Annotated in this window: 12 protein-coding genes; 10 read left to right on the top strand and 2 right to left on the bottom strand. The window is 61.6% G+C overall.

Annotated features, from left to right (window positions below; translation table 11 throughout):
- The first annotated feature begins 67 nt into the window (after positions 1–67).
- The 10 genes from G6N74_RS18795 to G6N74_RS18840 all read left to right on the top strand — a co-directional run bounded on the left by G6N74_RS18795 (position 68) and on the right by G6N74_RS18840 (position 11,134).
- Positions 68–1,234, top strand: coding sequence for an isochorismate synthase (locus tag G6N74_RS18795; RefSeq protein WP_165119490.1), 1,167 nt, complete (start codon positions 68–70; stop codon positions 1,232–1,234).
- A complete protein-coding gene (locus G6N74_RS18800; RefSeq protein ID WP_165119491.1) occupies positions 1,231–2,862 on the top strand; it encodes a (2,3-dihydroxybenzoyl)adenylate synthase in 1,632 nt (543 codons plus the stop codon). The genes G6N74_RS18795 and G6N74_RS18800 overlap by 4 nt, the downstream gene beginning before the upstream one ends.
- Positions 2,859–3,500, top strand: a complete 642-nt coding sequence (locus tag G6N74_RS18805) for an isochorismatase family protein (protein WP_165119492.1) — start codon at positions 2,859–2,861, stop codon at positions 3,498–3,500. The genes G6N74_RS18800 and G6N74_RS18805 overlap by 4 nt, the downstream gene beginning before the upstream one ends.
- Complete coding sequence (locus G6N74_RS18810; RefSeq protein WP_312857895.1) at positions 3,497–4,297, top strand: 2,3-dihydro-2,3-dihydroxybenzoate dehydrogenase; 801 nt, start codon at positions 3,497–3,499, stop codon at positions 4,295–4,297. Before G6N74_RS18805 ends, G6N74_RS18810 begins: the two co-directional genes overlap by 4 nt.
- The gene (locus tag G6N74_RS18815; protein ID WP_165119494.1) at positions 4,290–5,093 is read left to right on the top strand and encodes a 4'-phosphopantetheinyl transferase family protein; all 804 of its coding nucleotides are present in this window, start codon (positions 4,290–4,292) and stop codon (positions 5,091–5,093) included. The genes G6N74_RS18810 and G6N74_RS18815 overlap by 8 nt, the downstream gene beginning before the upstream one ends.
- A gap of 96 nt (positions 5,094–5,189) precedes the next feature.
- On the top strand, positions 5,190–7,214 hold the full coding sequence (locus G6N74_RS18820) for a TonB-dependent receptor domain-containing protein (protein WP_165119495.1): 2,025 nt from the start codon (positions 5,190–5,192) through the stop codon (positions 7,212–7,214).
- 86 nt (positions 7,215–7,300) lie between these two features.
- Positions 7,301–8,149, top strand: a complete 849-nt coding sequence (locus G6N74_RS18825; protein WP_165119496.1) for an alpha/beta hydrolase — start codon at positions 7,301–7,303, stop codon at positions 8,147–8,149.
- Positions 8,146–9,270 (top strand): ABC transporter substrate-binding protein, encoded by a 1,125-nt coding sequence (locus G6N74_RS18830; RefSeq protein ID WP_165119497.1) that lies wholly within the window; start codon positions 8,146–8,148, stop codon positions 9,268–9,270. The genes G6N74_RS18825 and G6N74_RS18830 overlap by 4 nt, the downstream gene beginning before the upstream one ends.
- A gap of 5 nt (positions 9,271–9,275) precedes the next feature.
- Positions 9,276–10,349 (top strand): FecCD family ABC transporter permease, encoded by a 1,074-nt coding sequence (locus G6N74_RS18835; RefSeq protein ID WP_165119498.1) that lies wholly within the window; start codon positions 9,276–9,278, stop codon positions 10,347–10,349.
- Entirely contained in the window at positions 10,346–11,134 is a 789-nt protein-coding gene (locus tag G6N74_RS18840) for an ABC transporter ATP-binding protein (protein ID WP_165119499.1), read from the top strand. The genes G6N74_RS18835 and G6N74_RS18840 overlap by 4 nt, the downstream gene beginning before the upstream one ends.
- A gap of 24 nt (positions 11,135–11,158) precedes the next feature.
- Here the strand turns inward: G6N74_RS18840 and G6N74_RS18845 are convergent, their stop codons facing one another.
- Both G6N74_RS18845 and G6N74_RS30530 read right to left on the bottom strand, forming a co-directional pair.
- Positions 11,159–11,455 carry a DUF982 domain-containing protein gene (locus G6N74_RS18845; protein WP_165119500.1) on the bottom strand — a complete coding sequence of 99 codons (297 nt, stop codon included), beginning with the start codon at positions 11,453–11,455 and terminating at the stop codon, positions 11,159–11,161.
- A gap of 315 nt (positions 11,456–11,770) precedes the next feature.
- Entirely contained in the window at positions 11,771–12,391 is a 621-nt protein-coding gene (locus G6N74_RS30530; RefSeq protein WP_205826749.1) for a TetR family transcriptional regulator, read from the bottom strand.
- Positions 12,392–12,469 lie beyond the last annotated feature (78 nt).

The raw sequence follows: 12,469 nt of genomic DNA on the forward strand, positions 1-12,469 counted from the left end.
AGATGATGAAAAACATTATCAAGCTCCATAACCGCCCGTTCCTTTCGACGCTCAGCGGAGGCGGGCGATGAACGCTCTTGCGCGCAAAGTGGTAGCGGCTTCGGCCCTGCAAGAAGATCTGCTGTTCGCCTTCCAGTCGCGTCGCGGGACAATTCGCGGTTTCGGTATGGAGGCCGCGCTCCAGCGTGGCCCGGCGGCGAGTCTCGCAGAGCGCGTCGGCTCATTCTTCAGCAAGGTTGGTGCCGACGGGTTGATCGCCGGCGCTCTCCCGTTCGATCGCGATGCCGACGACTATCTGTGGCAGGCTTCGCAGGTAACGAAGACGCCAGCGCCGGTGCCTTCGGCCGCTCGCCACGCAGGCCGCTGGCGTCTGCGACCCGAGCCGGAACCGGCGGGTTATGTTGCCGCGGTGCAGCGCGCGCTCGCTATCATGACGGCGGAAGAAGGACAGGCGGATGCGCTGGCAAAGATCGTTCTTGCCCGCAGCCTGGTGGCGGTTGCGGAACATCCTATCGACATCGGCATGCTGCTCGCGCGGCTTTCGATCGATCCGGCAATCACCGCCTTTATGGTCCCGTTGCCGCACAAAGCGGGCCGCTCTCGTGCGCTGGTAGGCGCGACACCCGAGTTGCTGCTGTCCAAGGCGGGCGGGCGTATTTCGTCGCATCCGCTGGCAGGTTCTGCGCGTCGCCAGAGCGATATTGCGGTCGATGCTGCCGCTGCTGCCGCCCTTGCCCGTTCCGACAAGGACAGGCGCGAGCACCAGATCGTCGTCGAGTTCATACTCGACACGCTGGCACCTTTTTGCCGGCACCTCTCGCGGCCGGAAGGGATGTCCCTGACCAGCACGAGGAGCATGTGGCATTTGGGCACTCGTATCGAGGGCGAACTCAGGGACGAGACCGTTCCTGCGATCGTTCTCGCCGCCGCACTTCATCCGACACCTGCCGTCTGCGGCCTGCCACGGGACCGCGCTGCGCAATTGATCGGCCAGCTCGAGCCCCATGACCGGGATTTCTATGCCGGCACGGTGGGATGGTGCGACGGGCGCGGCGACGGCGCCTGGTATGTCACCATCCGCTGCGCCGAGATAAGCGGCTGCGAGGCACGGCTTTATGCGGGCGCCGGCATCGTGCCGGGCTCCGATCCATGGGCCGAAGTCGAAGAAACGGGCGCCAAATTTGGCGCGCTGCTTGCGGCCCTTGGCATCGATACGCAAGGGGTACGGATATGAAGTCAGTCGAACAGCGCTGGCCGGACGAGTTTGCGCGCCTTTACCGCGAGGCCGGCTACTGGCGCGGCGAGACCTTTCCGGGGTTCCTTCGCGATCGTGCTGCCGAGCGGCCCGACGCTATCGCCGTAGTCGATGGGGCACGGCGCTGGAGCTACGCCGAACTGCACCGCCGGGCCGAGGCGCATGCGGCCGGCTTTCTTGCCCTTGGTCTGGTGCCGGGGCAAAGGGTTGTCGTCCAGCTGGGCAACATCGCGGAGTTCTTCTCTGTCGTTTTCGGGTTGTTTCGGGCGGGTCTCGTCCCGGTCTACAGCCTTCCGGCACACCGGCTGACCGAGATCGTGCATCTCGCACAACGATCCGAAGCAGCAGCCTATATTGCCGGTGAGGACTATGACGGTTTCGACTATCGCGTGCTTGCCCGCGACCTGCGGGACGCGGTGCCTGAAGTACGGCACGTGGTGATCGTCGGCGATGCGCAGGAATTCATGGCACTCGATGCCTGTGTGGCCGACACGGCGAACCTGCCTGCCGATCCTGATCCTGCCGCCGTTGCCTTCATGCAGATTTCCGGCGGCAGCACCGGGTTGCCAAAACTCATCCCGCGCACCCACGACGACTACATCTACAGTTTCCGCGCCAGCAACGAGATTTGCAGCGTGACGCAGGACAGCGTGTTTCTCGTAGCGCTGCCTGCCGCACATAATTTCCCGATGAGCTCGCCCGGCCATATGGGTGCGCTCTATGCGGGTGCGCGGGTGGTTCTGAGTCTGGCCCCCAATCCCGATTTCACCTTCCCGCTGATAGAGCGCGAGCGCGTCACCATCACCGGTCTGGTGCCGCCGCTGGCGCTGCTGTGGATGCAGGCTGCGCCCACAAATACGCGCGACCTTTCCAGCCTGAAGATTCTGCTGGTGGGCGGCGCCAAGTTTATTCCGGAAGCGGCAAAGCGGGTGAGAGCGACGCTCGGCTGCCAGTTGCAGCAGGTCTTCGGCATGGCCGAGGGGCTGGTGAACTACACCCGCCTCAATGATCCCGACGACATCGTCATCCACACCCAAGGCCGCCCCATCAGCCCGGATGATGAGGTGCTGGTGGTGGACGATCAGGGCAGGGAAGTCGAGGAGGGAAAGCCGGGTTACCTGCTGACTCGTGGACCTTACACGATCCGCGCCTATCACAACGACGAGGCCGCCAATCAGCGCTCTTTCACGCCGGACGGCTATTACCGCACGGGAGACGTGGTGCGCCGGCTGGCTGGCGGCTATCTCGAAGTTCTGGGCCGCGCGGGCGATCATATCAACCGGGCCGGCGAGAAAATCTCCGCCGAGGAGATCGAGGATCATCTTCTGGCGCATTCCGGCGTGTTCGATGCTGCCATCGTCTCGATACCCGATCCGACGCTGGGCGAGCGAAGCTGTGCCTTCGTCATCGCACAGGAAGAAGGGCTGAAATCTTCCACCCTGAAGGCATGGATGAGAAAGCGCGGCATCGCGGCTTTCAAGGTGCCGGACCAGATCGTTTTCGTCGATCGTTTCGAGACCACGGCTGCCGGCAAGGTCAGCCGTAAGGAACTTAGGGCGCGCCTGCGCGGCGAATTCCTGACGCAAAACGAGGAGAATGTTCAGTGACTGCCAAGGGCCTGCCCCAGATACCGGCCTATGCCTTGCCGACGGCCGAAGAATTGCCGGTTGCGCGTGCACCCTGGAGACCGGAGCGCGAGCGTGCCGCTTTGCTGGTGCATGACATGCAGCGCTATTTCGTGCGTCCCTTTCAGCTGGGGGAATCGCCGATTGCTCCGGTTATCGCAAACATTGCCCGGCTGATCGCCCATTGCCGGGCTGCCGGCATACCAGTGTTCTATACAGCGCAGACGGGCAATCAGGACCGGCGCGATCGCGGCCTGCAGGCCGATCTCTGGGGTTCGGGAATGAGCGGGGAGGCGGAGCATCAGCCGATACTGCCGGAGCTTGAACCGGCGACCGGCGATTTCGTTCTGGTGAAGCACCGCTACAGCGCCTTTCAGCGCAGCAACCTTGAAACGCTGATGCGCGTTCGCGGCAGGGATCAGCTTATCATCTGTGGAATCTACGCGCATATCGGCTGCCTGATGACTGCCGGCGAGGCCTTCATGCGCGATATCGAGCCGTTCTTCGTGGCCGATGCCGTTGCCGATTTCTCCCGTGAGAAACACGATATGGCGATTGCTTATGTCGCGGCGACATGCGGCGTTCCTTTCACCACCGCACAGTTGGAGGCAGCGCTGTGAGTGGCGTCTCCCTCTCAAACGGGACTGCGCGCGCAACGCGCCCCTCGGGCCTTGCCGGCAAGATCGTGCTTCTGACCGGTGCGGCGGGCGGCATCGGAATTGCCCTGGTCGAGTCGCTGTATGCGGAAGGTGCGAGGGTAGTCGCGACGGATCTGGACGTTTCAGGTGTGCCCGCGCTTGACGGCGTTCGCCGCGAACGGCTCGACGTGACTGATGGTCCGGCGGTCGAGGCGCTTGTCGAAAAGATCGAAACCGAGTGGGGGCCGATCGAGATCGGCGTCAGCGTTGCCGGCGTTCTGGCGACCGGGCTGGTGGCGGACACCACCGATACCGCGTGGCAGCGTGTTTTTGCCGTGAATGCGCAAGGCGTCTTCTATCTCGGCCGCGCGCTCGCAAGGCATATGACGCCGCGTCGCAAAGGCAGCATCGTCACGGTCAGTTCGAATGCCGCCGGGGTTCCCCGGCACGGCATGGCGGCCTATGCCGCCTCGAAGGCGGCCGCGACAATGTTCACCCGTTGTCTCGGGCTCGAATTGGCGCCTCATGGCATCCGCTGCAACATCGTTGCCCCGGGCTCCACGCTTACACCCATGCAGACCGGCATGTGGGCGGATGCCGATGGCGCGGCGAATGTCATTGCCGGTTCGCCCGAGACCTTCAAGGCAGGCATCCCGCTCGGCAAGCTCGCGACGCCGGAAGACGTGGCCGATGCCGTCGTGTTTCTCCTGTCGGACCGTGCCGCTCACATCACCATGGCCGACGTTTATGTCGACGGCGGAGCAACACTTCGTGGTTGAGGCAGTTCTTCCGGTCCGCTTGCACGAGACGTTCGGGCTTCCTGCCGGAGAGATCCTCGTTTGGCAGGTGGAAGTGCCGCATGACTACACGCCGGATGTCGATATCACGCTGCTGGACGAGGTCGAAAGCAAAAGGGCTGCAAGCTTCAAGACCGCAGCGCTACGCGCAGTTTTCGTCGCCGCGCATGCTTCATTGAGGCGCGTTCTTGCGGCTCGACTTGGCGTGAATGCGAAAAGCCTCACCTTCGATGTCAGCGAATGGGGCAAGCCCTCGCTATGTCATCCTCGCTGCGATCTTGAGTTCAATATCTCTCACAGCGCAAACAGGATCCTGATCGCGGTCTCGTCCGCTGGACCGGTCGGCGTGGATATCGAGAAAATCCTGCCCGAGCCGCCTTACGAGGTTGCTTCGATCGCTTTTTCGCAGAACGAACGGGCTGTGCTTGAGCGCGTGCCGGCGGCGCGGCGCGGCAACGTTTTCTACGATCTCTGGACGCGCAAGGAAGCTCTGGTCAAAGCGATGGGCCTGGGTCTCGACATCGAGCTTCAGGACATCGACGTGAGCCCGGATATGCAGGCCGGCCGCAGCAGGGCGATGCTCTTCGCAACCCAGGCGGAGGCGGGCGACTGGTCGCTTCTCCGCCTGCCTTCGATAGCCGGATTTTCGACAGCCCTGTCGATGCGACGGCATCAGCCAAAGGAAGCCGTTGGCGAAAAGACACGGCTCGCCAATTTCGAACTGTCGCGGCATGTATTTGGCTACAAAAAACTTGACTCAAATATTCAAGTTCAATAGCCGGGTCGTGGGGATTTAGTGGAAAAACATATCTATAGCCAGCAAGCCAGTATGGGTGCGCCCTGCCAGCCAGCTTTTGATCAGCAGGGGGCTGAAATGTACCATTCATCGGGGATAACCAACAGAAACACTGCCGTACGCTACGTGACGGCGCGGCGCGGATTGAAGCTCTCTCTCGCACTTCTCCTGTCGACCAGTTCGATGGCGTTCGCGGAGGAGGAAGAGGCAATCGTCCTGAACCAGGTCGTGGTCACGGCTTCGGGATCGGCTATCGACAAGAGGGATGCTCCAGCCAGCATCACCGTCGTTACCGCCGAGGAGATTGCAAAGATGCCGGCACAGGACGTGCGCGACATTCTTTCCAAGGTCGAAGGCGTAACGGTGGGGCGTGCCGGAAACGCGAACACTATCCAGATCCGAGGTCTCGGAGAGCGCTACACGCTGTTCCTGATCGACGGCAAGCGCGTGAACTCCGCGCCGAACATGTTCCGCGGCAATGATTATGATTCAGGCTGGGTGCCTCTGGATGCGATCGAACGCATCGAAATCGTGCGCGGGCCGATGTCTTCGCTGTACGGCTCCGACGCCATCGGCGGTGTCATCAACATCATTACCAAGAAGGTCACCGACGCCTGGCATGGCTCAGTCACCACCGACTACACGCTGCAGCAGAACAGGAAGGCCGGCGACTCCTGGCGCACCGGTTTCTATCTGTCCGGTCCGCTGGTGAAGGACAAGTTCGGGCTCAAGCTCTATGGCAGCTGGGACCATCGCAACGCCGATGACCCGTCGCTGAATCCCAACGCCGCACTTGCCGGCTTCACCGAAAGCGACAGCAAGTTCATCGACGCGACAGGCACCTGGACACCGGACTCTCAGAACGAGTTCGACTTCAACTACGGCTATTCCCGCAAGGCGCATGACAACTATCCGCTCGATCGCCACGCTCTCTCGCTGACGCATCGCGGCGACTATGATTTCGGCACCACCGAACTGAAGCTCTGGGGTGACCGGGTTCACAACTATCGTGGCCATGGCAACACGCTGGGTGTGGATCAGCCGAATACTGCCTACAATGCCGGCATCGACGGCAAGGTCGTGCTGCCCGTCGACATGATGTTCGACCAGAAGCTGACGATCGGCGGCTCGCACCGGTATCAGAGCATCGACGATCCCTATGTCCTGACCGGCGAAGGCGGCACATCGTCGTCGGTGTGGCAGAGCGCGCTGTTCATCGAAGACGAGATAAAGTTTTCGGATGATTTCCTGGTGACGCTTGGTAACCGCCTCGATTATCACGAGAATTTCGGTGCTCATAACAGCCCGCGCGTCTATGGCGTTTATCATCTGACGAAGGAGCTGACCCTGAAAGGCGGCTGGTCTTCCGCCTTCAAGTCTCCGACCCTGCTCGAGAACAGCCCGAACTGGAGGCAGATATCCTGCGGCGGCAGCTGCTACCTGCTCGGCAGCACGGACCTCAAGCCGGAGACGAGCCAGAGCGTTGAACTCGGGCTGCTTTACGAAGGGGCGATCTGGTCGGGTGGCGTTACCGCCTTCCGCAACGACCTGAAGAACATGATCCCGTTCCCGCCGAACCGTACCGGCGATGTCACTGAGGCGACGAAATATCCCAATTTCGTCGGCTTCACGCCTGATGGGCTGCCGATGTTCACCTACGAGAATGTCGATCGCGCCAGAACCCAGGGCATCGAGGCGTCAGTCTCCGTACAGCCGTTCGACGGCTGGACCTTCAAGGCCAACTATACATTTCTCGACGCAAAGAACCTGAGCGGTGTCGAGCGGCCGCTGGCCTATCAGCCCAAGCACTCCGCGAATTTCGGGGTCGACTGGCAAGCCACCGAAAAGCTCAACCTGTCCGTCAACGTCAACTATGTCGGCAAGCAGTACACATGGGTGCCGGCGAGCGGGAATCTCGAATGGGCCTCCAAGATGGATGCCTTCGTGACCGGCGATGTCGTCGCCAGCTACGACGTCAACGAGAACTTCACCGTGCGCGGCGGTGTGCTGAATGTCGCCGACAAGACGGTAACCCGAACGGTCGGTGACGACTTCAATGTCGACGGCCGCCGCTTCTTCTTCTCGGCCACCGGAAGGTTCTGAGAGATGCGGCGCGGATCGGTGATCTCTTCCCGTAACCATCGTGGGGAATGGAGCTGTCAAAACTCATTGCTGTCTGGATTTTCGTCATGAACATAGCTGCATCGAGTGCTCAGGCGACCGGGTCTTCGGTTGGGATCACCGTTCCCGCTACGGAACAGTTTACACTCACAGCGTCGGCCAATGGCCGGCGCTACCGGATATTCGTGGCTCATCCACGCGACGCCGCGCCGGCGGAAGGCTATCCCGTAATCTATCTTCTGGACGGCAACGCCACCTTCCTGATCGGAGCGGAAGCCGTAAGGCTCCAGACTCGCAAGCCAAAAGGTTTTGAGCCGGCTGCACTGGTTGCGATCGGCTATGAGACCGACGAGCCTTTCGATGTCGTGCGCCGCTACTTCGACTACACGACGCCGTCGTCGCCCTCCGCTCTGCCGCCGCGCAAGGTGGACGAACCCTGGCCGAAACTGGGCGGGGCGGACGCATTTCTTGATTTTATCGAGCGCGATCTGAAGCCCGAGATCGAACGCCGCCTGCCCATCAATCGAAAACGGCAGACCCTGTTCGGCCATTCGCTTGGCGGGTTCTTCACCTTGCATACCTTGTTCACGCGATCTCATTTGTTCTCCACCTATATCGCCGGCAGTCCATCGATCTGGTGGAACAATAGCGAATTGCTTGATCGCGCCCGTGACTTTGTCGCCAGTTCCCCCGATCTGGGCGGCAAGAAGCTGCTCATCGGCATAGGCGCAGACGAGCTCGACGACATGGTGGCGGATTCGCGCAAGATGGCCGCGCTGCTTGCGCCCCTGGCCGCCAACGGGTTGACGTTCAAGCACGCCGAATTTGCGGGCGAGGAACACATGACGGTTCTGCCGGCGCTGGTCAGCCGCACGATAGGATTCAGCCTTCTTCATCGCGAAGGGGCCGGGCGATGACGTGGATATCATCGGGGGTGGTGCTTTCGCGCCTTGCTCTTGTCTTGCTTGTCGTGGCCTTCGCAGCGCCTGCGGCCATGGCCGAGCAGATCACGGTCACCGACCTTGCCGGCCGCACGGTCTCCGTCCAGTTGCCGGCGAAGCGCATCGTGCTTGCCGAAGCCCGTCAATTGGTCAGCCTCTCTCTTATTGACCGGGATGTGGCCAGGCGCATCGTCGGAACGGCAGGCACGAGGCTGTTCGATCCAGAAGCACGCAAGGCCTATGAGGCAACCTTTGCCGGTTTCGCAGCGGCGCCGAAGCTCGATGATGACGCGAGCAATCTCTCGGCCGAAAAGACGATCGCCGTCGAGCCCGATCTTGTGATCCTGAGCGGAAATATCGGCCTCGATCCGCGGTCGCAGGCGTTGGCGGATACGCTCACGGCCGCCGGCATTCCGGCAATCTTCATCGATTTTCGTGCCGACCCCTATGAGAACACGGTTCCCAGCGTCGAGCTGCTGGGCAAGGTTTTGGGCAAGGAAGCCGAGGCGAGGGCGTTTCTCGACTTCTATCTCGAACACAGAAGCCGGATCGTCGAGCGCGTCGCCGGTATTTCGGACAGGCCGACGGTCTTCATGGAGATGCAGGCCAACTCCAGGGAGCAGTGCTGCATGTCGCCGAGCCGCGCCAATCTCGGCCGGTTCATCGTCGAGGCTGGCGGCATCAATATCGGCGAGGCCGTGGTGCCGGGCGCGTTCGGCCCGCTTAGTCCCGAATATCTGCTGGCGCAGGACCCGGACATCTATATCGGCACCGGCGGGCGGCATCTTGCTTCCAGCGGCGGCATAGTGGTGGGGCCGGGGATTTCGGAAGAAGAGGCCCTGTCGGCGCTCAAGACGGTCGTCGCACGACCCATCATTTCCGAACTCAGCGCCGTGCACAAAGGCGATGCACACGGTCTCTGGCATAACTTCCACAACAGCCCTCTCAACATCGTGGCTCTTGAGGTGCTGGCGACGTGGTTCCATCCGAATGTGTTTGCCGACGTGGACCCTCGCGCCACGGTCGACGAAATCAACCGGCGATTCCTGCCCGTTCCCTTCGAGGGCGCGGCGTGGATAAGCCTGGCGAAAGACTAGCCGATATGAATGCGCAAATTGTTGAGGCAGCAACCGGTCACGCGCGAGACGCAGCCGCCGATGCCTATGGAAATCTGCTCTGGCGCCGCCGGCTGCTGATCGCCGTACTCGCTACAGCACTTGCCGCTTCGTTTTTCTTCGATATTGCCGCGGGGCCTTCCGGTCTCGGGCTCGGCCAGTCCTTCAACGCTCTCTTCGGCCTGGAGGGCGCGACCCGAACCCAAGGCATCATCATGTGGGAGGTGCGTCTGCCGCAAGCGGTCACCGCAATCCTCGTCGGGGCGGCGCTGTCGCTCGCAGGCGCCGAAATGCAGACGATCCTCGACAATCCGCTGGCCAGCCCGTTTACGCTGGGAGTTTCGTCGGCAGCGTCGCTCGGCGCGGCCCTCGCCTTGATCCTCGGCGTCAGTCTTCCCGGCCTGCCGGCGACGTGGTTGGTGCCTGCCAACGCCTTCCTCTTTGCCTTCGTGTCGGTGATGATCCTCCAGGCGCTCTCCGCGCGCCGGGGCACGGGACCGGACACGCTGGTGCTGCTGGGTATTGCCATGGTGTTTGCATTCAACGCGCTGGTGGCGCTGCTGCAATTCGTGGCCTCCGAGGCAGCGTTGCAGCAGTTCGTCTTCTGGACCATGGGCAGCATTGCCCAGACCGGCTGGACGAAGATCGCTATTCTGGCCGTCGCCCTTGCGATCGCCTTTCCGGCGTCATTCGCCGCGCGCTGGCAATTGACCGCGCTGCGTTTCGGAACCGACCGGGCGCGAAGCTTCGGCGTGCCGGTTGCCCGGCTGCGTTTCTTCACGCTCCTGCGGGTCAGCATGCTGGCGGCGCTCTCGGTCGCCTTCGTTGGAACGATTGGTTTCGTCGGTCTCGTCGGACCGCATATCGCCCGGCTTCTGGTCGGCGAGGACCACCGCTTCTTCCTGCCGGCAAGCCTGCTGACCGGTGCAACGATGATGTCGCTGGCATCGCTTGCCAGCAAGACGCTGATCCCCGGCGTGCTGCTGCCGGTCGGGATCGTCACCTCGCTCGTCGGAATTCCGATCTTTGTGGCGCTTATCCTGAGGCGGCGTGGCCGATGACCGAACGATCGCTAGCCATTAACGGCCTTACCTGCGGCTACCCCAAGCATGAGGTGTTGAAGGAGCTTTCGCTTCCGCGCATCTGCGCAGGCAGCGTTACAGTGATGATCGGCCCGAACGCGGCCGGCAAGACGACGCTTCTGCGCGCCATCGCCGGGCTTTTGCCAGCTCGGGGCGAGGTGAATTTCGATGGCAGGAACCTTCTTGCTCTTGCCCCAACAGAGCTTGCGGGTCTTGTCACCTACATGCCGCAAGTGCTGCCGCAAGGCGTCGCCCTGACCACGATCGAGGCTGTCATCACCGCACTCAGGGTTGCTCCGGACCGGCGCGGGGACTCCGACGCGGCGGTTCACGCAGAGGCTGCCGCTGTCCTGAACCGGCTCAACATCGGACACCTCTCGCTCACTCCGCTCGACGAATTGTCCGGTGGTCAGCGCCAGCTGGTCAGCCTCGCGCAGGCGATCGTCAGGAGACCGGCTGTCCTGCTTCTCGACGAGCCGACAAGCGCGCTCGATCCGCGCCACCAGATCGATGTCATGAGCGCGGTTCGCGAGATCGCGATCGAGGACGGCATGATCGTGATGGTGGTGCTGCACGACCTCAATCTGGCGCTCGCCTGGGCCGACACGGTCGTCCTGCTGGTCGACGGAAAAATCGCAGCCGCAGGGCCGCCCGAGGAGGCGATCACCTCCGCGACGCTTGAGACCGCCTATCGCGTCCGCGCGCGGGTCGAGCGTTGCTCGCAAGGCAGGCTGCAGGTCATCTACGACGGCAAGTCGGTGTAGCGGTTCTTCGTCAGCTCGCACAGATTAGGCGCTCAGTCTTCCCCATTCGCGGGCAAGGCTGCTGGCAGCACGATCGAGCGCTTCCTCTGAAAGGATGCCTTTGTTGCGCGCGAAGTTTTCGAACGCCTCGCGCACATCTGCGGCGGTTCTCTCGTCATTGATGGCCTTGCGGCAAACCTCCAGAGCTCCGTGATAGTCGAGGTCGGGAATGCCGTTCCATTCGAGAAGGATATCGTAGGCGTCCAATACGGTTTCGACGTCACGGGGAAAGCCAAGGCCGACGAAGATTGACAGCGGCTGGTCGAATTTGTGAGCGATCATGGGGTCGTAACTCCTTGCTTGATGCCGCTGTTTCAACGGCAGAAGTGGGCGACAGCAAGATTTGCTCCGTCACGAATAAAGAAAGGGCGACGAGTGAACGTGAACACGCAGGCACAGGATGCGAGGATGGGAGCCGGTGTCGTCACGCGAGGCGGCGTGATTTCTCGCGTCCCATGCGGCAGTCTTCGGTGAAAGGACTGGCAAGGGCCGGATCGCCGGCGAACAGTCGATACTCGGCCTCTGAAATTGCGTAGCAGGCTTCGAATTCAACAGCCCGCAACGCTTCGGGAAGCACTCAACGAGCCGAAGCGCAAATCACCTCGAACTGGCCCCAAAGCAATTCAAGAGACACCGCAGCGAGCAGCGAACGGATTTGGCGAATTCCGAATTGAAATCGTAGCGCAGCCAATCATTGAGCATGCCCGATATGAAGCAAAGAAACGTCGTCGATGCTGACCTGGCATCCCATCCGTTCGACAACTCACCTCTCGATTCGGCCAGCTCGAATGCACGTTCGAACACAGCCGCCATGGTGTCGTGAAGAGAGCGCTGCCACACCAGGGCCTCCTGCATCTCCCCGACATACTCGCAGCGCGTCACAATAATTTGATAGACCTTCCGCGTGTGCTCATTTTCTTCGAACAGCCTGACAATCTCAAAGGCGCGTTCCTCGATAAAGCCCAGAGGATCGGTCGACGTTTCGTCGATCTGAGCTTCCAGGAGTGCACTGTGTAGCGAACGCACGCGGTCCGTCATCGCGTTGAAAAGCTGCTGTTTATTGGAGAAATGCCAGTAGATCGCCCCACGCGTCAGGCCAGCCTCCTGGGCGATGCGCTCCAGCGACGCCCGCGACACGCCCATGTCGAGAAACACTGTCTCTGCGGCATCAACAATATGTTGCCGCGTCTCTTCCGACTCCGATTTCGTGCGTCGCATGATTTCGGCCTCCCTTTACATACATTGCTGTTTGTATATATGTTGCACCGCAATATAGCGACCCTTTCCGTTCACCTG

It is taken from the genome of Mesorhizobium zhangyense, from assembly GCF_011045115.1.
Classification (GTDB): Bacteria; Pseudomonadota; Alphaproteobacteria; order Rhizobiales; family Rhizobiaceae; genus Mesorhizobium_M; species Mesorhizobium_M zhangyense.

Bases quoted from the DNA above. Each gene is read 5' to 3' on its own strand.
- G6N74_RS18795 (WP_165119490.1), top strand. From the start codon at position 68: ATGAACGCTCTTGCGCGCAAAGTGGTAGCGGCTTCGGCCCTGCAAGAA.
- G6N74_RS18800 (WP_165119491.1), top strand. From the start codon at position 1,231: ATGAAGTCAGTCGAACAGCGCTGGCCGGACGAGTTTGCGCGCCTTTAC.
- G6N74_RS18820 (WP_165119495.1), top strand. From the start codon at position 5,190: ATGTACCATTCATCGGGGATAACCAACAGAAACACTGCCGTACGCTAC.
- G6N74_RS18825 (WP_165119496.1), top strand. From the start codon at position 7,301: ATGAACATAGCTGCATCGAGTGCTCAGGCGACCGGGTCTTCGGTTGGG.
- G6N74_RS18830 (WP_165119497.1), top strand. From the start codon at position 8,146: ATGACGTGGATATCATCGGGGGTGGTGCTTTCGCGCCTTGCTCTTGTC.
- G6N74_RS18835 (WP_165119498.1), top strand. From the start codon at position 9,276: ATGAATGCGCAAATTGTTGAGGCAGCAACCGGTCACGCGCGAGACGCA.
- G6N74_RS18840 (WP_165119499.1), top strand. From the start codon at position 10,346: ATGACCGAACGATCGCTAGCCATTAACGGCCTTACCTGCGGCTACCCC.
- G6N74_RS18845 (WP_165119500.1), bottom strand. From the start codon at position 11,455: ATGATCGCTCACAAATTCGACCAGCCGCTGTCAATCTTCGTCGGCCTT.
- G6N74_RS30530 (WP_205826749.1), bottom strand. From the start codon at position 12,391: ATGCGACGCACGAAATCGGAGTCGGAAGAGACGCGGCAACATATTGTT.